Origin of the sequence: Kitasatospora sp. NPDC089509, from assembly GCF_044749365.1 — a bacterium.
GTDB lineage: Bacteria > Actinomycetota > Actinomycetes > Streptomycetales > Streptomycetaceae > Kitasatospora.
Window position 1 is genome coordinate 698258 of the sequence record NZ_JBIVHS010000003.1, and the last position, 23518, is coordinate 721775.

At 73.5% G+C, this 23518-nt stretch carries 22 protein-coding genes; 10 read left to right on the top strand and 12 right to left on the bottom strand.

Annotated elements, in window-relative coordinates:
- Positions 1–50: 50 nt before the first annotated feature.
- Positions 51–2357, bottom strand: a complete 2307-nt coding sequence (locus tag ACIP4P_RS09525; protein ID WP_400916347.1) for an NHL repeat-containing protein — start codon at positions 2355–2357, stop codon at positions 51–53.
- Positions 2358–2757: 400 nt separating this feature from the next.
- Here ACIP4P_RS09525 and ACIP4P_RS09530 point away from each other — a divergent pair, with 400 nt between their 5' ends.
- From ACIP4P_RS09530 to ACIP4P_RS09540, 3 genes are all read left to right on the top strand, one after another.
- Entirely contained in the window at positions 2758–4023 is a 1266-nt protein-coding gene (locus ACIP4P_RS09530; RefSeq protein WP_400916349.1) for a GNAT family N-acetyltransferase, read from the top strand.
- 126 nt (positions 4024–4149) lie between these two features.
- Positions 4150–4611, top strand: a complete 462-nt coding sequence (locus tag ACIP4P_RS09535; protein ID WP_400916350.1) for a hypothetical protein — start codon at positions 4150–4152, stop codon at positions 4609–4611.
- Between the two features lie 114 nt (positions 4612–4725).
- Positions 4726–5556 carry a DUF1963 domain-containing protein gene (locus tag ACIP4P_RS09540; protein ID WP_400916352.1) on the top strand — a complete coding sequence of 277 codons (831 nt, stop codon included), beginning with the start codon at positions 4726–4728 and terminating at the stop codon, positions 5554–5556.
- 92 nt (positions 5557–5648) lie between these two features.
- Here ACIP4P_RS09540 and ACIP4P_RS09545 read toward each other — a convergent pair whose 3' ends face one another.
- Positions 5649–6833, bottom strand: a complete 1185-nt coding sequence (locus tag ACIP4P_RS09545; protein ID WP_400916353.1) for a methyltransferase domain-containing protein — start codon at positions 6831–6833, stop codon at positions 5649–5651.
- A gap of 419 nt (positions 6834–7252) precedes the next feature.
- On the opposite strand from ACIP4P_RS09545, the gene ACIP4P_RS09550 reads away from it, so the two are divergent.
- A complete protein-coding gene (locus tag ACIP4P_RS09550; RefSeq protein WP_400916355.1) occupies positions 7253–9331 on the top strand; it encodes a HEAT repeat domain-containing protein in 2079 nt (692 codons plus the stop codon).
- 90 nt (positions 9332–9421) lie between these two features.
- On the opposite strand, the gene ACIP4P_RS09555 is transcribed toward ACIP4P_RS09550, so the two are convergent.
- Positions 9422–10354 carry a LysR family transcriptional regulator gene (locus tag ACIP4P_RS09555; protein ID WP_400916357.1) on the bottom strand — a complete coding sequence of 311 codons (933 nt, stop codon included), beginning with the start codon at positions 10352–10354 and terminating at the stop codon, positions 9422–9424.
- Positions 10355–10437: 83 nt separating this feature from the next.
- Between ACIP4P_RS09555 and ACIP4P_RS09560 the strand changes: the two genes are divergently transcribed.
- The gene (locus ACIP4P_RS09560; protein ID WP_400916359.1) at positions 10438–11661 is read left to right on the top strand and encodes an amidohydrolase family protein; all 1224 of its coding nucleotides are present in this window, start codon (positions 10438–10440) and stop codon (positions 11659–11661) included.
- An 87-nt stretch (positions 11662–11748) separates the two neighbouring features.
- On the opposite strand, the gene ACIP4P_RS09565 is transcribed toward ACIP4P_RS09560, so the two are convergent.
- On the bottom strand, positions 11749–12675 hold the full coding sequence (locus tag ACIP4P_RS09565; RefSeq protein ID WP_400916361.1) for a LysR family transcriptional regulator: 927 nt from the start codon (positions 12673–12675) through the stop codon (positions 11749–11751).
- Positions 12676–12801: 126 nt separating this feature from the next.
- On the opposite strand from ACIP4P_RS09565, the gene ACIP4P_RS09570 reads away from it, so the two are divergent.
- The 4 genes from ACIP4P_RS09570 (at position 12802) to ACIP4P_RS09585 (ending at position 16175) form a co-directional block, all read left to right on the top strand.
- Positions 12802–13101: a YciI family protein gene (locus ACIP4P_RS09570; protein WP_400916363.1), complete on the top strand. Its 300-nt coding sequence runs from the start codon at positions 12802–12804 to the stop codon at positions 13099–13101.
- 126 nt (positions 13102–13227) lie between these two features.
- On the top strand, positions 13228–14223 hold the full coding sequence (locus tag ACIP4P_RS09575) for an alpha/beta hydrolase (protein ID WP_400916365.1): 996 nt from the start codon (positions 13228–13230) through the stop codon (positions 14221–14223).
- Positions 14220–15062 (top strand): glycine betaine ABC transporter substrate-binding protein, encoded by an 843-nt coding sequence (locus ACIP4P_RS09580; protein ID WP_400916366.1) that lies wholly within the window; start codon positions 14220–14222, stop codon positions 15060–15062. The genes ACIP4P_RS09575 and ACIP4P_RS09580 overlap by 4 nt, the downstream gene beginning before the upstream one ends.
- A gap of 63 nt (positions 15063–15125) precedes the next feature.
- Complete coding sequence (locus ACIP4P_RS09585; protein WP_400916368.1) at positions 15126–16175, top strand: zinc-binding alcohol dehydrogenase family protein; 1050 nt, start codon at positions 15126–15128, stop codon at positions 16173–16175.
- A 48-nt stretch (positions 16176–16223) separates the two neighbouring features.
- Here ACIP4P_RS09585 and ACIP4P_RS09590 read toward each other — a convergent pair whose 3' ends face one another.
- Entirely contained in the window at positions 16224–17126 is a 903-nt protein-coding gene (locus tag ACIP4P_RS09590) for a LysR family transcriptional regulator (protein WP_400916369.1), read from the bottom strand.
- 91 nt (positions 17127–17217) lie between these two features.
- On the opposite strand from ACIP4P_RS09590, the gene ACIP4P_RS09595 reads away from it, so the two are divergent.
- Positions 17218–18045, top strand: a complete 828-nt coding sequence (locus tag ACIP4P_RS09595) for an oxidoreductase (RefSeq protein WP_400916371.1) — start codon at positions 17218–17220, stop codon at positions 18043–18045.
- A gap of 272 nt (positions 18046–18317) precedes the next feature.
- On the opposite strand, the gene ACIP4P_RS09600 is transcribed toward ACIP4P_RS09595, so the two are convergent.
- The 7 genes from ACIP4P_RS09600 to ACIP4P_RS09630 all read right to left on the bottom strand — a co-directional run bounded on the left by ACIP4P_RS09600 (position 18318) and on the right by ACIP4P_RS09630 (position 23261).
- Positions 18318–18770, bottom strand: coding sequence for a hypothetical protein (locus ACIP4P_RS09600; RefSeq protein WP_400916372.1), 453 nt, complete (start codon positions 18768–18770; stop codon positions 18318–18320).
- 150 nt (positions 18771–18920) lie between these two features.
- A complete protein-coding gene (locus ACIP4P_RS09605) occupies positions 18921–19703 on the bottom strand; it encodes a hypothetical protein (RefSeq protein ID WP_400916374.1) in 783 nt (260 codons plus the stop codon).
- Between the two features lie 163 nt (positions 19704–19866).
- Entirely contained in the window at positions 19867–20166 is a 300-nt protein-coding gene (locus ACIP4P_RS09610; protein WP_400916376.1) for a hypothetical protein, read from the bottom strand.
- Positions 20163–20480, bottom strand: coding sequence for a hypothetical protein (locus tag ACIP4P_RS09615; protein WP_400916378.1), 318 nt, complete (start codon positions 20478–20480; stop codon positions 20163–20165). Before ACIP4P_RS09615 ends, ACIP4P_RS09610 begins: the two co-directional genes overlap by 4 nt.
- Before the next feature lie 125 nt (positions 20481–20605).
- A complete protein-coding gene (locus ACIP4P_RS09620; RefSeq protein WP_400916380.1) occupies positions 20606–21625 on the bottom strand; it encodes an NADPH:quinone reductase in 1020 nt (339 codons plus the stop codon).
- A gap of 128 nt (positions 21626–21753) precedes the next feature.
- Complete coding sequence (locus ACIP4P_RS09625; RefSeq protein ID WP_400916382.1) at positions 21754–22647, bottom strand: aldo/keto reductase; 894 nt, start codon at positions 22645–22647, stop codon at positions 21754–21756.
- Complete coding sequence (locus ACIP4P_RS09630) at positions 22644–23261, bottom strand: TetR/AcrR family transcriptional regulator (protein WP_400916383.1); 618 nt, start codon at positions 23259–23261, stop codon at positions 22644–22646. The genes ACIP4P_RS09625 and ACIP4P_RS09630 overlap by 4 nt, the downstream gene beginning before the upstream one ends.
- Positions 23262–23518: the final 257 nt, after the last annotated feature.

Consider the following 23518-nt stretch of genomic DNA (forward strand, 5'->3'; position numbering starts at 1 on the left):
GGTCCGGGCCTGGAAAAGGGCCCGGGTAAGGGCCCGGGTAAGGGGCCGGGTCAGGCGTGGGGCTGGATCGCGATGACGTCCCGCGCGGCGGCGAAGGCCGGCTCGCCCAGCTGGATGCCGACCGGCGCCGGTCCGGCCGGGGCCGTCGCCTCGATCGCCAGGGCGGGGTAGAGCGACACCCACGCGTCGGGGGCGGGCAGCAGGTCCAACCGTACGGCGGGGCAGGTCAGGGTGCGCCGGTCGGCCGACCGTACGCCGGCGGCGGTCCGTTCGTGCTGCTCGTCGGCCCAGCGGGTGAAGGCCACCCGGTCCTCGGTGAAGACCAGTCCCGTGGGCGCGGTGAGGACCACCTCGATCGTGCCGATGGTGAGCGTCCCGGTGTTGCGGATGACGAACGGCGGGTAGATCCAGGCTTCCTGGCCCGCGACGGCGGGCCCCGACAGGGGTTTCGGGTCGATCGTGGCCCGCAGCGTGCCGTCGGCGACCCGGCCGCAGAGCTGGACCGGCGTGTGGTGGCCGATGCTCGCCGATCCGTCGCAGTACCGGCCCGGCCGGGCGTCCGCGCCGGCGCGCACCGGGATCGTGTAGACCAGCGAGCCGGTGTCGCTGCTGGTGGTGTTGAGGTGCGGGTCGGAGCTGATCAGCAGGGTGCGGCCGGCGTCCACGATGGTGTGGTCGAGCTCGCCGCCGAGCACGCCGTGGATGGTGTCGTAGTAGGCGTAGCCGGGCTGTCCGCTGAAGAGGAAGCCGTCGGGGGCGGTGAAGCGCTGGGAGATCACCCCGGGGTTCACCGGCTGGCCGGTGGCGGAGGTGAACTTGACGGTGAGGACGCTCGGTTGGCCCGGTGCGGCGAGCGGCACGGTGTCCTGGATGACGGTGAGCGCCGTCTCGTCCCCGACCGGCGCCGGGACGACCACCGTCACCGGGAGCTTGACCACGGCGTCTTTCTGGTCGATCTCGCCGCTGTACTGGATCTCCAGGGTGGACTCGTAGAGCCCGGCCGGCGTGTCACCGGCCGTGGTGACCCGGAAGACACCGTCCAACGACCCCTGGTCGGGCAGCAGTTGCTGGCCGGCGAAGGTGCGGCTCAGTCGCCGGCCGGTGCTGCCGGGCCCGCCCTCCAGTCCCTCGTGCAGGGTCAGCACGACGGTGACGTACTGCCCGTCCACCGGGTTGGGCCCGCGGTTCTTGATCCGGGCGCCGAGGTCGAACTGCTGTCCGCGCTGGACCGCGTGCGGGTGGACGGCCTCGCCGTACAGGTCGGCGGCGGGCTGCGCGGGCGGGGTCATGTCGGCCACCGCGCTCACCCCGCGGACCCGGTTGTTGTAGGCGTCGCCGATGTAGAGGTTGCCCGTCGCGTCCACTGCGACCCCGGACGGGTTGTAGAGCTGGGTGGCGGTGGCGGGTCCGCCGTCGGAGCCGTAGCCCGCGATGCCGTTGCCGGCCACCGTCGTGATGTTGCCCTTGGCGTCGACCTTGCGGATCCGCTGGTTGTTGTAGTCGGCGATGTACAGGTTCCCGGCCGTGTCCAGCGCCACGTCCGCGGGGTTGTAGAGCTGGGTGGCGGTGGCGGGTCCGCCGTCGGAGCCGTAGCCCGCGATGCCGTTGCCCGCGACCGTGGTGATGATGCCCTTGGCGTCGACCCTGCGGATCCGCTGGTTGCCGTAGTCGGCGATGTACAGGTTCCCGGCCGCGTCCAGCGCGATCCCGGACGGGTAGGAAAGAGTGGTGGCGGTGGCGGGCCCGCCGTCGGAGCGGTAGCCGGCGGTGCCGTTGCCCGCGATCGTGGTGATGATCCCTCGGGGATCCACCTTGCGGACCCGTTGGCCGTACCACTCGCTGAAGTAGAGACTGCCGTCGGCCGCGACCAGCACACTGTGCGGGTAGTAGATCGGAGTGGCGGTGGCGGGTCCGCCGTCCGAGACGTACCCGGCGGTGCCGTTGCCCGCCACGGTGGTGATGATGCCCTTGGTGTCGACCTTGCGGATCCGCTGGTTGTTGTAGTCGGCGATGTAGACGTTGCCCGCCCCGTCGACGGCCACACCGTTGGGACCGTAGAGCTGGGTGGCGGTGGCCGGTCCACCGTCGGAGCCGTAGCCCGCGACGCCGTTGCCGGCGACCGTGGTGATGATCCCGCCGGGGGTCACCTTGCGGATCCGCTGGTTGTTGTAGTCGGCGATGTAGAGGTTGCCCACGCCGTCGACGGCCACGCCGTAGGGGGTGTAGAGCTGGGTGGCGGTGGCGGGTCCGCCGTCGGAGCCGTAGCCCGCGACGCCGGTGCCCGCCACCGTGGCGATGGCGCCCTGCTGCAGGCCGTCGGGCTGCGGTCCGCGTCCGGAACTCGAATCGTCTGCCATCTGTGCTTCTCCCGTCGTCGGGCACGGCACACCGCGCGCGGACGGGCCGCACGGGTGGAATGGGGCGGGTCCAGAGCCCCCCGAGCCTAACCAGCGCACTCCCAGGGCCTTCCAGCCCAGTACCGGACAGGAGGACGAGTGTCCGGATCGCCGCCCCGGACCGCGACAGCAGGCACGCACGGGGACTGCGACCACCAGTGGTACGACCGACACCCCGTCCTCCGGACGGAACCCGCCAGCGGCGTCCACCAGGTGGGACGGCCCCGGCGCACCGGCTGGCCGGAACCCGGCACCGCCGTCCCGGCAGTCGAACACGCGGGCCCACCAGTCCAGTTGACTTGCCGCATGGCCGGAAGTGGCCGTGCCCGCGGAGCCGGACGGACCGCTATCATCCGGTGGAGTGAGCACGCCACACGCGATCACGCCCCCGGCGCCGCAGATCCGCGAGGTCCCCGACGCGCACCTCAACCGCGCCCTCGACCTCGCCTCCGTGGTCTTCCACGAGACCTACGACAAGGAGGAGCGCGAGCGGTACCGAAAGGCACTGAGACGCTGCGACCGGCTCGGCGCCTACACGCAGGACCAGCTGGTGGGCCTGCTCGCCGCCCACCGCCTGCACCTCTCCGTCCCCGGCGGCCAACTGCCCTGCGCGGGACTGACCTTCGTCTGCGTGGCGCCCACCCATCGACGCCGCGGCGTCCTCTCCACGCTGATGGCGCAGCTGTGGCGCGACTGCGCCACCCAGGGTCGCCCGCTCGCCGCACTGTGGGCCTCCGAGGCCGCCATCTACGGCCGCTACGGCTTCGGCGCGGCCACGCACCTGTCCACCGTGGAGATCGACTCCACCCGGCCACTGGCCCTGCGCATCACGCCCGACCCCGGGCCGCTGCGCCTGCTGGACGCCGCGCAGGCACCCGCACTGCTCGGCCCCCGCTACGAGGCGAGCCGCTCCCGGCGGGCCGGGCGCCCGGCCCGCGACCGTCTCTGGTGGCGCGAAGTGGTCCTGGCGGAGGAGGACGAGGACGACGACGAGCTCAGCCCCCCGCGCATCGTGGTGTCGGGGTCGGGAGGGGATCCGTGCGCCGGCTACGCGATGTACCGCACCCGCGGCGGCGACGACGACGGCACCCCCGGGCTCGTCCAGGTCTACGAACTGGAGGCCGACACCGCCCCCGTGACGGCGGCCCTGTGGAGCTACCTCGCCTCCATCGACCTCACCGGCAGGGTACGGGCCTGGGGCCGACCGGCCGACGACCCGCTGCCGCTCATCGCCGCCGACCCCGACCAGGTCCGGGTCACCCGGCAGTTCCCGGCACTGTGGCTGCGCCTGGTCGACCTGCGGGCGGCCCTGACCGCCCGGGCCTGGGCCCGACCCGTCGACCTCGTCCTGGAGGTGCGCGACGGGATGATCCCCGCCAACCACGGCCGGTTCCGGCTGACCGCCGACCCGGCCGGCCCACCGAACGGCAGCCGGTGCGAACCGACCACCGACCCGGCGGACCTCGCACTCGACATCCGCGACCTGGCCGCCTGCTACCTCGGCGGCACCCGGCTGCGGCACCTCGCCCACGCCGGACTCGTCACCGAGCACACGCCAGGGGCACTCCGGCAGCTCGACGCCGCGCTGCGCACCGAGTTCCTGCCGTTCACCCACGACGAGTTCTGACCGGGGCGCCGCCTCGCCGCCCCGTACAGCCGGTCGTCGTGCTGGCTGATCATCTCGGAGTCGGCCTCGGCCGACCCGACCTGCGGCGTCGGGCGCTCGATCACGATCCACCAGCCCTACGACAACATGCAGGCGTGCCAAGCCTCCAAGGTCCCCACCGGCTGGGTCCTCACCTCGGTGTCGCCCTCGGTCGACCCCTTCTGCGGCACCTGGCACGACATCTCGATCCACCGGCCGTACAACGGGATGACCGCCTGCATCCAGACCCCGATGCCCCAGGGCTACTTCCCCACCGCGATCACCACCACCACGTCCTACCCGTGCTCCGGCCAGCAGTCGGTGACCCTCAACACGGCCTACCAGGGCATGTACGCGTGCAGCAACTCCGTGCTGTGGAGCCCGTGGGTGATCACCGCGGAGGCGGCCGGCACGAACTGCGCGGGATGGGGCGTCATCCAGCTGAGCACCCCGTACGACGGCATCACAATCTGCACCAACCAGCCGGTCCCGCCGGGCTACGTCGCCGGGGCGCACTTCTCGACCTCCATGTGCCAGGGCTGGGACGCGGAGGTGCTCCACAAGGCCTGACCCCCGTCGACCCGCGCCCGCGCCCGCGCCCCGCCGGGCGCCGGGCAGGGCGCGGGCCGCCTGGCGTCGTCGTCGGTCAAGAGGCGTGTCAGTGCCGGATGGCAGGATCCCGCCATGACCGCCCCCTTCGCCTGGATGCCGTACGACCCCGAATACGACACCGACCCGTCCGCTCGCCCCGGCATGCCGATGCCGTACGGGCTGTACGCGGCGCTGTGGGACCGGGTGGGACCCGAGCACACCGCCCGGATCGCCGAACTGCTGCGCCCCTCCCTGGAGCTGCGCCCGGACGTCGCCGACGGCGAGCCCGGGTGGACGCCGGTGGGGCGGACCGGCGGGGCCGCCGCCGCGCTGCCCCCGGGCGTCGACTGGCCCCAGGGCGACGGGCACCCGATGGAGCTGCTCGCCCAACTCGACTGCGCCGGCCTGGCGGAGGCCTTCCGCGCGGGGCTCGTCGGCCGGCCCTGGCCGCTGCCCGCCGACGGGGTGCTGCTGTTCTTCCACGACTCCTTCCCCGCCGACTCCCGCGACGTGAGCTGCCTGGTGCTGCACACGGCATCCGAACTCCCGGAGCGTCCGGCCCCGTTGGACCCGGACGGCGTCGAGCCGCTGCCCGCGCGGCCGGTCCGGGCGCGCTGGGCGCTGTCGGCACCGTCGTACCTGGACGACGAACTGGTGGACGTCCTCGCGGGCGACCACCTGGCCGCCATGGCCGTCTCGGACATCTGCCACGAGCACCTGGGCGGCGCCGGCATCCGCCTCCTGGGGTGGTGCGACAGCCACAACACCACACGGCCCGACGGGCACCGGCCGCTGCTGCAGGTCGAGGCCTCGGCGGTGGACGCGAGCTGGGGCGAACTCGTCAACGTCTCGGTCTGGATCACCGGGGAGGACCTGACCGCAGGGCGTCCCGGCCGGACGCGCTACGGATGCGAGGTCGCCTGAGCGGCCGACCGATGGGACTCTCCTGGCTGCGACGATGCGAGCGGTTCGGTCGGTCCTTCCCCGCTGGGCGGTTGCGAGCGACGACGACCAGGTCAGGTCGTCACCGCCCGGGCCGATGTCGGTTGCGCGATCGGCCAGCGTGGCCCGTCCGGGCCGGCGTGCCACGCCCACTGGGCTTCGGGGGTGACCGTGATGCCGTAGTCGTGGACGGTGGGCCGGCCGAGTCCCTCCCACTGCGCCCAGGCGGCCAGCACCTCGTCGCCGATCCGCCGCGGCCCGCCCTGCAGCAGCACCGGCCGGCTGACCCCGCCCGGCCCCGGACGGGCCTCGGCCCAGGACTGCGCGCCGTCGTGGACCAGGACGACGGGGCCGTCCGGGCCGTCCTCGGTGACCAGCACGGCGTCGGGCACGGCCACCCGCAGCGCGAACCGTACACCCCAGTCGTCCACACCCGCCGGGTCCCGGTCCAGCACCCGCCGGACCTCGGCGTCGTTGTCCGCGCGCACCAGCGCGAAGGCGGCGGGCCCTGTGCTCGGTTGCGCGGGGCCGCAGCGATCGCCCATGAATCGCGCGAGGCCGTGCACCCACCCGTGCGCGCCGGCACCGTCCTCGGCGACGGTCAGGGCGGCGTACCCGAGCCTGCCCCACGGGTAGACGATCCTCCCGCCCGGGCGGACCGCCCGCACCCAGGACCACGGCACCGACTCCACCGCGTAGGTGGCATGCAGGCGGTCGACGGGCCCGTCGGCGGGCAGCCCGTCGCGGGTGCCGTCGCCGGTCACCACCTCGACGTCCAGCCCGGCCGAGGCCAGGCGGCCGCGCGCGAGATCGGCCAGGCCCCCGTCCACCTCCGTGGAGACCACCCGGCCCGCACCGGTGCGCCAGGCGGCCAGCGCCGCCGTCCAGCCCTGCCCGGTGCCGATGTCCCACACCCGGTGCCCGGGCTCCAGCCGCAGACTGTCCAGCATGTCCGCCACAACCCCGGGCGCGGACAGCGACGACGACGGAAGGCCGCCGGTGACCTGGGTGATCGCGGGCGAGGTCACGTCGCCGTACACCTCGCCGGCCCAGCCGTCCCGGTCGAGTGCGCGGTCCACGGGCACGTACGCCCAGCCGTCCCAGCGCCACAGCCGGTCCGGCGCGAACCGGTCACGGGGCAACGCGGCGACGGCCTCGCGCACCCACGGCGCATCGGCCGGCCACTGCCCGCGCCGCTCCATCTCCGCGTCCAGGGCCGCGCGTTGGACAGCCAGAGCACCGTCGATCCCGCCGCCCATCACTACTTCCTGCGCGTGCCGCTGGGCGGCGGCGGAGTCTCCACCTTGCCGTCGGCGTTGTCCGGGGGCGGATTCCCCTGACCCGGATCCGGCGCTGGCTTCGAGTGGTCACCCATGAGCGGCCCCTTCGGTCGTATGCAAGCACGGACCACCCATTCTTCCGGCCCCGGCACCGGCCGGTAGAGGGCGCACGGGAGCCTCCAGGGAGCACGCGCAGCACCGGACACACCCCTGGTCACGCACGTGCCCGCCCCAGGCCGCGCACCCGGCGGGACGGGTTCCTCGGTGGGCGTGGGCCATTGTTGTCGGTGGTGGCTGGCACTGTGGCTCGGGTGATCAACGATCTTGAAAGTGTCGACTGGTCGTCGATGCGTCATGCGTACGGGCCGGCCGACGAGGTTCCGGTGTGGCTGCGGGCGATGGCATCACCCGACGCAGGGGCCCGGAAGAAGGCGTTCGACGACTACTACGGCGCGGCCCACCACCAGGGGGACGTGTACCCGTGCACCGCGGCGAGCCTGCCCTTCCTGTTCGCCCTGGCCGACGACGAGGCGACCCCCGACCGCGGCGCGGTCGTCCGACTGCTGCTCAGCATCGGGCGTGAGGCCGTCGACTGCGGCGAGCACGTCTACCTCGCACCGGAGGGCGGTGAGTCGACGGCGGCCGCCGACAGCGTGGCCATGATGCGCGAGCGCTCCCACACCTTCCTCGCCTACGCACAGGACCCGGACCCGGTGGTGCGCCGGGCGGGCATCGAGGGCCTGGGCCTGTTCATCGACGACGCCGACCGGGCATTCGGGGCGCTGCGCGAGCGGCTTCCCGAAGAGGGCGGGAGCGTGGAACGGCTGCTCGTCGTCAGCACGGTGGCCACCCTGGCCCTGCGGCTCCCCGCGGCGCACACCGCCGCGACGGCCTGGCTCGCCGACCTGGCCGACGACCCCAGGACGGAGCCCGACATCCGGCTCGCCGCGCTCGTCCACCACGCCCGCTGCGGGACGGAGCACGACGACGCCGTGCCGGCCGCGATCGCCCTGCTGCGCCGGCTCGCTCCCGCACCGGAGCACGGCAGCGGGCCGACCGAAGGCCGGGCGGGGACCGGTTCCGGAGCCTGCGCATGCGGTGGCGGGAACGGGCAGGAGACCGAGGGCGATGGCGAGACCGAGACCGAAGGCGAGGACGACGCGGAGGGGGCCACCCGGAACGGCGTTCCGCCACAGGTCACCGCCGCGTTCGAGGACCTCGACCGGCACGGCCGACTGCACGCCCCCACCACGTCCCTGCTACGCACCTTCCACACCGTCCTGGGCGCCCGGGTGCCCGAGCGCACGGCCCTGCTCACCGAACAACTGCGCAGCCGGGACCGGGGCATCCGCTACGACGCGATCCGCATGGCCCAGGACCTCATCACGTCCTGGCGGGGCGAGCACACCGGCCTCGTCCTGCTCCTGGCCGACTGCCTGCTGCCCCAGGACCCGTACACCGCCGCCGCGGCCGCCGAGAGCCTGAGCGTCCTCGGACCGGTCGGCGAGCCCGCCCGCGAGGCGCTCGCCGCCCACGTCGCCGCGTACCGCGCCACCCACGGGCCGAACGCCTGGGCCGCCCCGAAGGCACTGCCGCGACGTGCGCACCAGGAGGCCGTCATGGCCCTGGCCGCCCTCGGCGACCCCCGCGCCCTGCCCTGCCTGCTGACAGCATTGGACGGCGCCGTCGACGCCTGGCGCGCGGTGCAGGTCGCCGGCCGGCTGCGCCCGGGAGCCGGTGAGCTGGTGCCGCGGCTGTCCCGGCACCTGGCGGTCGCCGACATGTCGAATCCGTGGGTCGGCATGGGCGCCGCCGGCGCCCTGATGTACGCCTTGGCCGAGCTGGGGGACGCGGCCGCCGTTCCCGCGCTCACCGACGCCCTCACCACGGCCGTCCGCCACGAGCGGCCGGCCATCGCGGCCTCCGCGCTGAAGGCCCTCACGACGTTCGGCACCGAGGCCGTGTCCGCCCTGGAGGTGATCCGACCGCTGGCCGAAGCCGCGGACGTGAACCTGCGCGCGGCTGCCCTGGCAGCGCTCCGGGCGCTCGAACACGACCCGGCCGACCTCGTACCCCGGCTGTGCGACCTGCTCGACACCCACGCGCACCACGACGCGGCCGACATCCTCGGCCTGATCGGCCCGCCCGCCGCGGCCGCACTGCCGCGTCTGCGCACGATGCTGACCGCCGGTTACGAGTGGACCCGCGTCCATGCCGCAACCGCCCTGTGGGACATCGCCGGCGAGGCCGAGGCCGACACCGTGCTCGCAACGCTGCTGGCGGCCTGGGAGAAGAACGGAGCGACCTCCAACAACGTGCTGGCCTGCCTGGAGCGGATGGGCCCGGCCGCCGCACCCGCCTTGCCCCGCCTCCGGACGGAACTGGCACAGGCCCGCCGCAGCGGGCGCTTCGGGAGCGTCACCAACGACGAGGAACTGCAGCACACCTGCCGCACCGTCCTGACCCGCCTGTCCTGACCGAACCGAGGACACGTTGGTCCAGGACCTCATCCCTCGTCACGTCCTGGCGGGGCGAGCACACCGGCCCCCGTCGGGAGGTCGTCGTCCTCACGCTTCAGGACGCTCCGCGTCCCGGTCGAGGTGGCGGGCGGTGTCCTGGACGAGGGTGCGGAGCCAGCGGTGGCCGGCGTCGTGGGTGTGGACGGGGTGCCACCAGAGGGCTTCGTTGATGGGGCCGGCGTCGAAGGGGCAGGGGATCACGCGCAGGCTCGGGGGCAGGGGCATGGCCTCGGTCAGGCGGCGTTGGATGACGGCGATGCGGTCGGTTCCGGTGATGTAGAGGGGGAGGGCGAGGAAGCTGTCGGTGACTGCGTGGGGGCGTAGGTGTCGGCCGGTCTCGGTGAGGCGCTGGAGCATGAACGGGACCTTGTGCGGGTCGAATTGGCCCAGGACCCAGGTGAGGTCGGCGAGGTCCTCGGTTCTCGGCGGGTTGTCGGCGGCGGGGTTGCCGCGGTCGACGAGTGCGACCCATTCGTCGGTGAACAGGGGCAGGTTGGGCATCCCGTGGAAGAGGCTGCCGTGGGGTGCGATCAGCCCGTCGACGGTCGGTTCGGCGTCCTCGCCGGGGTGGGTCTCGGGCATGCCGAGGCGTCGGAAACGCAGGGTGGCGCGGGGAGCCTGCCTCTCGAAGGCGTCGAGCAGTCTCGGCCCGAGGACGGCGGCCGTGTAGTCGGCGACGGACAGGGTGAACTCCCGTTCCGAGGTGGCGGGTTCGAACTGCGACTTGGTGGCGAACAGCCGGTCGGAGAGTTCCAGGACGGAGCCCGCCTGCTCCTGGAGCTGGGCGCCGAGCGGGGTGAGCTGGTAGCGGTTGCCGACCCGCTCCAGCAGCTCGTCGTCGAAGTGGCGGCGCAGGCGGCCGAGCATCGCGCTCGCGGCCGGCTGGGTGACGCCGATCCGTTCGGCGGCGCGGCTGACGTGCCGCTCTTCGAGCAGGGCGTGCAGGGCGACGAGGAGGTTGAGATCAGGGCGGGCGACCATGCCCCCAAGGTATCGGTCGTGTTTATGAAGCGATATCCATCATTGATTTCCCGTATAGGTGTCGGGCGGCAAGACTCGAATCCATGAACCAGAACTCCCGGCCGCTGGCCCTCACCAACGCCCTGCTGGTCGACGGCACCGGCGCCCCGGCCGTCCACGGCGCCACCGTCCTCATCACCGGGCACGAGATCACCGCCGCAGGTGCCGCCGTCGCCGTACCGGAGGGCGCGGCCGTCGTCGACCTGCGGGGCAAGGCCGTCCTGCCGGGGCTGATCGACGCCCACGTCCACCTGGGCGGCCTCGGCTTCGACAGCACTCCGGCCTTCGGCGGCCGGGAGGCCACCGACCACTACGCCCGGCCCCGCACCGACGCCCTGCGCCATGGCGTCACCACCCAGCGCAGCCTGGGCGACTTCCTGCACGACAGCATCGCCGTGCGCGACGCCATCGAGGCCGGCGCCCTGCCCGGTGCGCGCCTGGTGGTCAGTGGGCCGAGCTTCCAGGTCGAGCACGGCCACCCCAACGGCACCGTCTGGGGCGGCGACGACGCGTGCCTGCGCGAGGCCGCCCGGATGCCGAAGTCCGCCGCCGAGGCAGCGGCGGCGGTCGAGGGCCTCGCCGCCGTCGGCGTCGACCTCGTCAAGATCATCATCTCCAACAACGCGATCTTCGGCCCGCCCCGACCGGAACTGAAGATGCCCTGGCACCTCGTCGAGGCCGTCGTCGACGCCGCCCACGCGCACGGGCTGAAGGTCGCCGCCCACACCGAGACGGTCGAGGACTCCCGCCGCGCCGTGGAGATCGGCGTCGACGACATCGAGCACCTGCTGCTGCGCGCCGAGGACCCGCACGACGAGGCCGCCCTCGACGACCTGTTCGCCCTCATGGCCGCCCGCGGCACCTACCTCGTCCCCACCATGGTGGCCCACCAGTTCCACGCCACCGCCGACACCGACGCCCGCACCCTGCGCTACGGCAACCGGGCGGTACGCCGCGCCTACGAGAGCGGCGTGCGCCTGGGCGTCGGCTCCGACGCCTACGCCCTCGGCCTGCACGGCTGGAAGCTCCACAGCGAGCTGATCATGATGGTCCACGACCAGGGCATCCCGGCCCACGCCGCCCTCACCGCCGCGACCCGCACCAACGCCGAACTCCTCGGCATAGCCGACCGGTTGGGCACCGTCGAGCCCGGCAAGACCGCCGACCTGCTCGTCCTCTCCGGCAACCCGCTGGAGGACATCACCACGATCACCCGCGTGCACCAGGTGATCCAGAACGGCACCGTCGTGACCGACAACGGCGCCTGACCTCCTCCTCCTCTCCAGCCGGGCCCCGCGCGCCCGCCCGCCCCGCCCGCGAGCCGCCGCCCGGCTGCAGCGGCCCGCCGTCCTCGTTCAGCTCGGCGTGGTCGGGCGTAGGCGCCTGCGGATGTGGCGGGGGGTCAGCAGGTCCTGGTCCGCCAGGACGTCCAGGAAGGCGGCCGCGACGGGGTCGGGGGTGGTGCGGGTGTAGGCGGTCAGTTGGCGGCTGACCGGGGGGTGGGGGCGCAGCACGGCGCCGTGGAAGTGCGGCGGGATGGTGTTGGCGGGTACCAGGGTGGGGCCGAGGCCGGTGGCCGCGTAGTTGGCCGCGGCGGGGGCCTGTTCGGTGCGGACGGCCACGCGGGGGCGGAATCCGGCTGCCGCGCAGGCCTGGTCGAGGACGTCGGCCAGGCCGCTGTCGGGGGTGAAGTGCACCCATTCCCGCTCGGCGAGGTCGGCCAGCTGGACGCCGGGCGCGTGGTCGGAGCGGGCCGCCGGGTCGTCGGTGTGGGTGACGACGAGGAAGTCCTCGGTGCCCAGATGGCGCACCGTTCCCTCCCAGCCGGCTGGTGGCGGTCCGACGGCGACGTCGGCCTGACCGGCGGTCATGGCCGCGGCCAGTGCTTCGGCGTGCCGGTGCTCGAACAGGCGGACCCGTACGCCCGGGTGGCGCCGGCGCCAGGCTCCCAGGGCGGCGGGTAGCAGGCCGTAGCTGATGGAGTAGAGGGTGGCGAGGTGGAGTTCGCCGGTGGCGAGGCCGGCGGCCCGGCGGGCCGCGGTGGTGGCGCGGTCGGCCTCGGCGAGGGCGGCGCGGGCGTGGGGGAGCATGGCCCGTCCGGCGGGGGTGGGGCGCACGGTGCGGGGCAGGCGTTCCAGCAGCGGGCCGCCGATCTCCCGTTCGAGAGCCTGGAACTGGTGGGAGAGGCCGGGCTGGGTGATGTGCAGGCGCTCGGCGGCCCGGGTGAAGGAGCCCTCGTCGACGATCGTCACCAGGTATTCGAGCTGTCGCAAGGTCGGCATGTGTTCAGCTTATGGGATTCATAGGAAACAGTCCTTGGACGCATGGCAGGCCCGGCGCGCAGGATGGGGTCATGCCCGGCGAGGCGGTACCGAGTTCTCGCCGATTCCCCATCAAGGAGCCATCCCATGTCGAACGAATCCGGCGCCGGCGTTCTCGCGGTCTTCAAGGCGGCGTCGCACGCCACCGAGGAGGACTTCGCACAGGTCATCGAGGCCGAGCTGGCGCGGGCCAAGGAGCTGGTCGACCAGGGTGTGATCGTGCACGGCTACCACCGTGCGGACCTCGTCGGTGCGGCGCTGGTCCTGGACGCCGCGACGGTCGAGGCCGCGCGCGAGATCATCGCGACCTTCCCCGCGGTCGCGGCCGGCCTGATCGAGACCGAGTCGGTCATCCCGCTGGTTCCGCTGCAGCTGCCGCAGGACTGACGGGCCACAGGGCTGACAGACCGCTGGACCGCTGGACCGACGAACCGCTGGACCGACGAACCGCTGGACGGTCGGGCACCGCCTCTCCGTGGTGCCCGGCCGGAGCGGAGCTTGGGGGAACCTTTCATGCCACATCCGTCCGAGCCACCGGCACCGGTACCGCCACCGGTCCTGGACCCGGCCGCCCGTGCGCTCGCCGATCACGCGGCGGCCGGGCCCGACCCGCGCCGGCTGCCGCTGGCACAGATCCGGGCCCGGCTGGACCTGGCCCAGTCCGGCCCGGTCGAGCGCCCCGACGCCCACATCGAGGACCTGTCCGTACCCGGTCCCGACGGAGCGGTCCGGGTCCGGCTGGTGCGGCCGGCCGTACCGGGCCCGGTACCGCAGCCGGTGATCCTCTACCTGCACGGCGGAGGGTGGATCGCCGGCAGCCCGGTCAGCCACGACCGGCTGGTCCGGGAGCTGGCGGCGGGGGTGAGTGCGGCCGTGGTCTTCGTCGACTACGACCTTGCCCCCGAGGCGCCCTACCCCACCGCTCTCCGGCAGGCCCGCGCCGCGGCCCGCTGGGTGGCCGACCACGGCCGGACGCACGGGCTGGACGCCGACCGGATGGCCGTGGCCGGCGACAGCGCCGGCGGCAACCTGGCCGCGGCCCTGACCCTGCTGGCCAAGGAGCACGGTGAGTTCTCCTTCCGCCACCAGGTGCTCCTCCATCCGCCCATGTCGGCGGAGTGCGACACCGCGTCCTACCGCCGGTTCGCCCGGGGATACTTCCAGAGCGCCGACTACCTGCGCTGGCTGTGGCAGCAGTACGTGCCCGACCCGGTCCGGCGGACCGAGCCGACCGCGGCCCCGCTGAACGCCGAAACCCACCAACTGGCCGGCCTGCCACCGGCGCTGGTGATCACCGCCGAGGCCGACGTGCTCCGCGACGAGGCCGAGGCGTACGCCGCGAAGCTCCGCACGGCCGGCGTGCCCGTCACCTGCGTGCGCTACCAGGGCACGATCCACGCCTTCGTCGTCCTCGACGCCCTGCGCGAGACCGGCGCCGCCCGCGCCGCACTCGCGCAGACCGTCGCAACCCTGCGCGAGGCCCTCCACCCACCACAGGAGACTCCATGAACACCCCGCCCTCCGGCCCCGCCATCCCGCCCTCCGGGCCTGCCACCCCGCCCTCCGGGCCCGCGATCACCGTCGGCAACATCGCCCTGTCCTTCCACCGCGCCACCGCCGCCGTCACCCGCCGCGTGCTGGAAGCCCACGGCCACCGGGTCGAGAGCATCGAGGCCCCGCACGAGCAGCTCTTCCAGCTCCAGGCCGACGGCCGGGTCGACGTCTTGGTCTCGGCGTGGCTGCCCGCCAGCCACGACACCTACCTGTCGGCCTACCGGGACCAGGCACACCTGCTCGCCCCGCACTACCACCCCTACTGCGTGTGGGCGGTGCCGCCGTACGTGCCCGCCGACGCGGTGCGCGAGGTCGCCGACCTCGCCCGGCCCGACGTGTCCGCCCGCATGACCCGCGCCATCGACGGCATCAACCCCGGTGCCGGAATCAGCCGCTTCTCCGCCCGGATGGTCACCGCCTACGGACTCGACCAGGCCGGCTACACCTTCACCCCCGGCACCGAGGCCGGGTTCATCGCCCGCGTCGAACAGGGGATCGCCGACCGGGAGTGGTTCGTCATCCCGCTGTGGCGGCCGCAGTACCTCAACCGCCGCCACGGTCTGCGCGCGCTGACCGAGCCGAAGGGTCTGCTGGGCACCGTCGACGCCGCCGGCCCCGTCATCCGCCGGGCGAGTCTCGATCTCATCCACCCCTCGGCACTGGCCCGCCTTGACGGCCTGCACCTGGGCAACGACGACGTCGAGGAGCTCGACACCTGGATCAACGCCGACGGCCTCGCCCCCCTGCAGGCCGCCGACCGCTACCTCGCCGCCCACCCCCAGCTGCTCCGATAGCCCACCCGTTCTCGACCCGTACCCGATCCGTATCCGAACCGCCCACACTCACGGAGACTCCCCATGTCCCGACACCCCGCCACCATGCCGGCCGTCGCCTACCGCACCAGCCTGCCGATCGACGACCCGGCCAGCCTGGAGGACCTCGAACTGCCCGTCCCCGAACCCGGCCCCCGTGACCTGCTCGTCCGGGTGGAAGCCGTGGCCGTCAACCCCGTGGACTACAAGGTCCGCCAGGGCGCCGACCCGGGTGGCGCACCCCGCGTGCTCGGCTGGGACGCCGCCGGCACCGTGGTCGCCGTCGGCGACCAGGTGACCCTGTTCCAGGCCGGCGACCACGTCTACTACGCCGGCGCTCTCGACCGTCCCGGCGCCAACTCCCGCTTCCACACGGTCGACGAGCGACTGGTGGGTCCCAAGCCGGCCACCCTCTCCTTCGCCGAGGCGGCCGCCCTGCCGCTCACCGCGCTCACCGCCTGGGAGGGCCTGTTCGAGCGTCTGGGCCTGCGCCACGGCACCCTGGAGCAGACCGGCACCCTGCTCGTCACCGCCGCCGCGGGCGGCGTCGGCGCCATCACCACCCAGCTCGCCCGCACCCTCACCGGCCTGACCGTGATCGGCACCGCCTCCCGACCCGAGACCGTGGAGTTCGCCCGCCGGATGGGCGCCCACCACGTGATCGACCACCGCCGGCCGCTGACGCCGCAGCTGGCCGCCGTCGCACCCGGTGGCGTCGACCACGTCTTCGGCACCGCCGGCACCGACCGCAACCTGGCCGCCTACGCCGAAGTGCTCAACCCCTTCGGGCAGATCGTCGCGATCGACGACTTCGACGCCCTCGACATCGGCGCGCTCAAGGCCAAGAGCATCTCCTTCCACTGGGAGTTCATGTACACCCGCTCGATGTTCCAGACCCCCGACCAGGCCACCCAGCACCGCATCCTCGCCCAGGTCGCCCGCCTGGTCGACGCCGGTCTGATCACCACCACCGCCACCCGGGACCTCGGCCCGATCAACGCCGCCAACCTCCGCGAAGCCCACCGCGTCCTGGAGTCCGGCACCGCCATCGGCAAGACCACGCTGACCGGCTGGGCGCCCGGGGCGAGCGGTTGATCGCCGCCGGCGGCTGAAGCAGTCGGTCGCGGCCCACGGACGGCGCGTTCAGGATCGCCCGGTCGCCTGCCGACAGGCGCGCGCGTAGGCCAGTACCAGAGGACGGTGGTCGTCGGCGCGCCGGGCGAGCGCGAGCCGGCTGGGGGAGAGACCGTGCACCGGGCGGGTGACGACGCCACCCAGAGCGATCAACGGGGCGTTCCCGCCCGCCAGGAGGCAGACGCCGCGTCCGTCCACGAGCGCTTCGTACGTCTCGTCCGTACTGGCGATCTCGGCCCCGATGCGCGGCGGCCGGCCACCGCGGGCGTCCAGCGCGAGCCAGTGGTCCCGAAGCACCCCGGCGCTCTCCGGCAGCGCGAGGAAGGGCTCGTCCAACAGGTCGGCGAAGTCGACGACTTCGCGAGCGGCCAGTGGATGCTCCTGGGACATGGCGACCAGGCGTGGTTCCTCGGCCACCACCACGCAGGCGTAGCGCTCGGGGTCGGGCAGGGGCAGCCAGACGAAGGCGAGGTCGCTGGAGGCGTCCGCGAGACCTGCGGTCGAGTCCTCCCAACTGACCTGGCGCAGCTTCACGGTGGCCTCGGGGTGCGCGTCGGTGAACCGGGATCTGATCGCCGGCAGCAGACCGCCGCGGCCCGGGCTGGTGCTCATCCCCACGACGATCGTCGTCCGCTGCCCGGCCTTGGCGGCCTCGACCGCCTCCCGCGCGGCGTCCCAGGCGGCGAGGAGCCGGTGGGCGTGCGGCAGCAGCGCGGCACCCACCGGAGTGAGCCGGACACCGTGCCGGTCGCGCTCGAACAGCGGCGCGCCGAGCTGCCGTTCCAGCATCCGGATCTGCTTGCTCAACGCGGGCTGGGAGACGAACAGCCGCTCGGCGGCACGGGTGAAGTGCAGCTCCTCCGCCACGGCGGCGAAATACCGAAGGTCCCTCCCGTGCACGTCCATAACCATTGGCTATCACAGCCGGTCTTGGACGGGCGAACGAAGCCCCGGCAGGGTCGAACCCGAAAGGTCCGCAGCACTTTCCGGGAAGGGATGTCCGATGACCAAGGTATGGCTGGTGACCGGGGCGAGCAGTGGCTTCGGCCGGGCGATCACCGAGGCGGCGGTCGCCGCCGGGGACGTGGTGGTGGCCACCGCGCGCCGCGTCGACGCGCTGGCGGGCCTGGTCTCCGCGCACCCCGGCCAGCTGGAGGCGCTGCCGCTCGACGTCACCGACACCGCGGGGATCGAGGCCACCGTACGGGATGTGGCGGAGCGTCACGGCAGGATCGACGTCCTGGTCAACAATGCCGGTCGTAGTCACGTCGGCGCCGCCGAGGAGACCACCGACGCCGAACTGCGGTCCCTGTTCGACCTGCACTTCTTCGGACCCGCCGCCCTGGTCCGGTCCGTGCTCCCGTACATGCGCGCCCGCCGCAGCGGCGCGATCGTCCAGATGAGCAGCATGGGCGGCCAGATGTCCTTCGCCGGGTTCTCCGCCTACAGCGCCACCAAGTTCGCCCTCGAAGGGTTCTCGGAGGCGCTGGTAGACGAGGTGCGCCGACTCGGCATCAAGGTGTTGATCGTCGAGCCCGGCGCCTTCCGCACCGGCCTGATGGGCAACCTCAGCGCCAGCGCGGAGATCGCGGACTACGCCGGGACGGTCGGTCCCACCCGGCGGATGACCCGGACCGGCGGCGGCACGGAACCGGGCGACCCGGCCAAGGCCGCGGCGGCGATCCTGGCCGCCCTGGACGCCGAGCAGACCCCGCTGCACCTGCCCCTGGGCGGCGACGCGGTCGACGCGGTCCTCGCCCATCTCGACGCCGTCCGCTCCGACGTCACCACCTGGGAGAAGACCGCTCGCGACACCGCCCACCCACGATGAGGGCAGCCCGCCCGGCCGTCGCGGGGCCCCACGGATCCTGGGCCGTTCCCGCAGCGCCGACCCCCCATCGTCCGCGGCTACTTCCATGGTCCCCAGGTCCGTTACGCCCTCGACGAGAACCGATTGAGCCGCTCATGGCCCAGCCGGTGACGTCCCCTGTGCTGACCGAACCACGGCGGCCGTGACCAGCAGGACCCGGTCCTCCAGGGGAGTCCCCGGCCGGGCCCGGACGCACCGCCTCGGCGCCCCTGCGGCGTGGCACCGGCACCAGCTCAGCCAGATCCCGGCATCGGGCCCATGGCTCGAATGCGGAGGTCACCGGACCAGCTCTCGCAACGGACGCTTCCCGATGCGAAGTCCAACTCAAGGCCCATCCGCCCGGTCAGCGGCTCCCAGTCCTCTCGCACTCCGAGCACGACTTCCCCGACGCGGCTCGCCAGCGCGGTCTCCCCGTCAACGGGTCGCACGTCGATCCGGCCCCAGTCGCCCATGTCGTAGCCCTCGTACGGCTCGGACGCCTCAACCACGAGGCACCAGTCCGTTTCGCTCACGAGGTGGGTGGACACCCCCTGGTCATCGATGAGCCACAGATCGACGGGGGTGTCGGATTCGCGTCCTTCGTACACGTGCCAGGACGCCACGAGCCGGACCAGCCGGCGACCGATCAGTGACGCGGGATCGATGCCAGGTCCGTGGGCTGGACATACGGGGTTCGACGGCTCCATTCGGGCACCGTACCGTCGTCCACGCCCCGGCACACCCGCTTATACGGGACGGCCCTCGGCGCACCGCGAGAAGAGGAAGCGTCGCCGGGCCGGGCCGCCCAGCCCGGCCGGCGAACCCGGCAGCGTCGCCGGGCCGGGCCGCCGGGCGCGTCAGGCGAGCTGCGCGTCGGGGTCGCGGGTGCACAGGTGCGCGGTGGGGCAGGCCGGGCAGCCGCGGACGTCGACCAGGTCCGCGACGGCGTCGAAGAGCTCCTGGGCACGTTCGACGGAGCCGACACCATCGAACGTCGCGTACTCCTCGGCGGTGCCGACGGTGCCCTCGGCCAGGTGGGACCGCAGGTAGCCGAGCGCGGCGAACCTGTCGGCCCCCAGGGCCTGCGGGTCGCCGGGGACGCACGTCCTGGGCACCAGGTCGCCGGCGAGGTCGCCGCCGAACAGCCACGGGTCACCGGGTCGGGCGGGCTTGCCGACGACCACACGCAGCACGGTGTCGTCCTCGCCGTTCGGCTCGACCAGCAGCATGCCGTTGGCGTGCAGCTCGTGGACCGCGCCCCGCACGTCCGCCGCCCCGGTTGCCCCGGTTGCCCCGGTCGCCGCGGTCACGCCGCCGAGCACGGCCGCGAGCTCGCCGGCGGGCAGGTTCCCGACGCTGCCGTCCGTGCGGCGCAGCCGCAGGTCTCCGCCGTCGATGGCCACGTCCAGCCACACGGCCTGCACCGGGATCCTCGGCCCGTAGACGGCGCGCAGCCGGACCAGACGGCGCATCAGGCCGATGGCCTGCGCGGAGAGCGTTGAGTCGGCGGCGGCCCGCTCGGGGTCGAGGTCGGGGGCCGGCGTCATCCACCGGTCGTAGCCGGGCGGCTGGAGCTGCTGGAGGGTGTACTCGGCGGCGGTGCGCTCCCGGCGCGGCTTGCCCGGCTTCTTGCGGCCCACGGTGGTGTCCTTACGGCTCGGCAGGTGTGACGGGGCCATTGAACACCCGCCGCAGCGGTCCGATTCCGGGTGGCGACGCCGGGCCGGCGGTCCGGGCCGTGCGGTACCGGTCAGGGCGGCCGACTGCTGGGGGAGGAGGGCTGTCGGGGGAGGCCGGCGCGGGTCAGGGACCCGCGATGATCCACGTCACGAACACGGAGGACATGGCCTCGTGGTACCGGTACACGACGCTGATCCGGTCGCCGGAGTCGGCGGCCGGGTCGGTGCGGGCGGTGTAGTCGTCGACCTCCGGATCGGTGCCGCCGGGCACCGGGATGCCGAGCCGGGGGAGGACCGCCAGGCGCTCGACGAGCTTCTCCACCGCGTCCAGCTCGCCGGGGCACAGCTGGAGGAGGGCCTGCTCGGCGGCGTCGGAGAGGAAGACGTGCAGCGGCTCGCGCGGTTCGGTGGGCCGGTCGGTCACCGGTCGCCGCCGGCGGCGCGCACCCGGGCGAAGACGTCGGCGGCCGGGGTCCACCGCTGGCCGCCGATCGGGGAGGCCAGCGACGCCATCGCCTGTTCGTCCGTGCGCAGGGTTAGGCGGTGGCGGTAGGTGGCGGCGACCTCGGCGACCGCGGCGAAGTCGCCGATCGGGGAGGCGTCGAGAGCGGCAGCCAGGTCCCGTTCGAAGGACTCACGGTCGCCGGGCAGGCCGTACCTGCTGAGGGCGGTGCGCAGCTCGTGCAGGGTGACCGGCCTGGCCGGGGCCGCGTCCTGGTGGTCGGGCTGGGTGGTCACCTGGTCCTCCTCGTCGGCCCCGCCGTGGCGGTGGGTGCGCTGGTCCGACCGTAGCGGGTGACGGGCCGCGAGGGCGAGCAGCCGGGGTGGCCGGGGTGGCCGGGTAGGGCGTGGGTCGGTTGACGTCAGGCCGTGATGTCCACCAGGACCTTGCCGACCACGCCGCTCTCGACCGCCCGGTGGGCGTCGGCGGTGTGCTCCAGGGGAAAACGGAGCAGCGGCAGGCCGTGCCCCTCGCCGACCGGCAGTGCGCCGTCGCGCACCGCGGCGGCGACGTCCTGGGCGGCCGCGGCGCGTGCTTCCGGACCGGCCAGGAAGAGGACCAGGAACTGGAACCGCGCGTTGAGCACCATGTTCCGGAGTACGTCCAGTTCGACCGGCTTGCCGCCGTCGTTGGCGTAGGTCGAGATCGTGCCGCGCGTTCGCAGCACGGCGAGGTCCACGGCGAGGTTCGCGCCGAGTGCCACCTCGGCGATGATGTCGACGCCGTCCGGGGCCGTCGCGCGGATCGCGGCTGCCGGGTCGCCCTCGCGATAGTTGATCACGTGGTGGGCTCCGGCGGCGGTGGCCAGCCGGGCCTTCTCCGGACCGCTGACCGTGCTGATCACGGTGGCGCCGGCCCATCGGGCGAGTTGGATCACCGCGTGTCCGACGGCTCCGGCCCCGCCCGCGGCGAGTACCACCTTCCCGTCCAGGGCTCCGGGCCCGAGCCGGCGCGGTCCGTCCTCGGCGACGGTGAGCGCGCGGTGCGCGGTCAGCGCGGGGACGCCGAGTGCGGCACCGACCTCGAAGCCGACGTCGTCGGGCAGTGGGACGGCCCGGTCGGCGGGCACGACGGTGAACTCGGCGGCGGTGCCGGTCGGCCGCCCGGCGGCGGCCATGAACAGCCAGACCCGCTGACCGACCCGGCCCCGGTCGACGCCCTCACCGACGGCGTCGATCGTGCCGGCGCCGTCGAGGTGCGGGGTGACCTCGGGGAAGTGCTTGGGGTGGCCGATGCCGGAACGCGCCTGCCAGTCGGTCGGGTTGACCCCGGACACGGCGACCCGGACCCGGACCTCGCCGGGTCCGGGCTCGGGCCGGTCGCGGTCGACGTACCGGAGCACGTCGGGGCCGCCGTTGTCGCGGTAGATGATGGCCTTCATGGATCCGTCCTGGGAGCTGGGTGGAGTGGGTTCCCCGGCGTGGCCTGACAGTTCGTCAGGGCGTCCGGCGTCCGGCGTGCGGCGGGGCAGCGGTGTGGGCCGCGTCGGTTCCGGTCGGCGGGTTCCGGTCAGCCGATGGGGCCTTCGTTGGAGCGGGACTCGATGCCGTCGAGGGTGGCGAGGGTCGCGGCGTCGAGGGTGAGCTCGCTGACCGCGATGTTCGCCTCCAGGTGGGCGACGTCCGCGGTGCCGGGGATGAGCAGCACGTTCGGGGCGTGGTGCAGCAGCCAGGCGAGGCCGACCTGGGAGGGTGTGACGCCCAGCGACGCGGCCACGGCGTGCACCGCCGGCTCGTCGGTCGCCTTGGGCAGGCCGGGGAAGGCCCCGCCGAGGGGGAAGAACGGCACCCAGGCGATGCCCTCGGCCGTGCACAGTCGCAGCATGTCCTCGTCGTCGCGGGAGACGAGGCTGTAGGCGTTCTGGACGCAGACGATGCCGGCGGGCAGGGCGCGGCGCAGGCCGTCGAGGGTGACGCTGCTCAGGCCGATCGCGCCGATCTTGCCCTCGTCGCGCAGGGCGGTCATCACCGCGAGCTGGTCGTCGAGGTCGACGACCTGGTCACCCTCGGGACGCAGTCCCGGGCCGGTGTCCAGGCGGCGCAGGTTGACGACCGCGAGCCGGTCGACGCCGAGGCTGCGCAGGTTGTCCTCGACACTGGCGCGCAGCTGCTCGGGCCGCTGGGCCAGACGCAGCGGCAGTGGCCCGCCGGGGTCGGGGTCGGCCCCCACCTTGGTGACGACCAGGACATCGTCCTCGGGGCGCAGCGCCTCGCGGATCACGTCGTTGGCGAATCCGGAGCCGTAGAACTCGGCGGTGTCCACGTGGTCGACGCCCAGCTCGACCGCGCGGCGCAGCAGGGCGACGGCCTCGTCGCGGCGGTCGTGCAGGCGCTGGAGCTGTAATGCGCCGTAGCCGACCCGGAATACGGTGCGGGCGGCGAACGAAGCGGTCGTGGTGGTCATGTCGCTGTCTCCTCGGTCGGTGTCTTCTGGGTCGCTGTCTTCTGGGTCGGCGCCTTCTCGGACGGTGTCTCCTCGGACGGTGTCCGCAAGGCGGTGTAGAGCAGTTCGGCCTGGTAGAGCGCCATGACCCGGTGGGCGATCGGTGCGGCGTGCTCCCGAGCCCGGGCCGGTTCCTGGTGCTCGACCTTCACGAGCCAGGCCGTGACGCAGTCGTGCAGCATCGCGCGCATCCGGTCGGTCGCGTCGACGACGATGTCGTGGACGGCCGGGTCGGTGGTCGCCTCACCCCAGGTCTGCACACCGACCCGGGCCTCGGCGGGGTCGATCGCGGCGATCAGGCGGTCGAGCAGTTCGTCGGGGTCGGGCGGGGCGTCGCCGGCCGCGTACGCGCCGATGACGTCGCCGCGCTTGGCGAGCGTCTGGCGGGCGGTGGCGCGGACCAGGTCGGCCTTGTTGCGGTAGTGCGCGTAGATCGAGCCGGTCGACAGGCCCGACTCGGCGGTGATGTCGGCGATCGAGGTCCGCTCCAGGCCGTTGCGGCTGAAGCAGCGCACGGCGGCCTCGGCGATCTGAGTACGCCGGAGTTCCTTGCGCGCGTCGGTGAGCCGAGGCACTGCACCCCCACAAAGAGAATCACCATTTTGCTTATGACGGAACGTTAGCAGAACCACGCTTCTCTTTGCGATGGGCGTGGACGGGCCCCAGGAGGGGTCTCAGGGCGGGCGGCCCCGGCTGCGACGACCGGCACGCCCGTGATGGGCCTGCCCGCCGGACCGCTGTCATCAGATACCTCCGTGGATACCCCCGGCTTTAGTCGGGGGAGGAAACGGAACTCCTGCGGAGCAGGGCAAGGGGCTGCGATTCGCCGCAG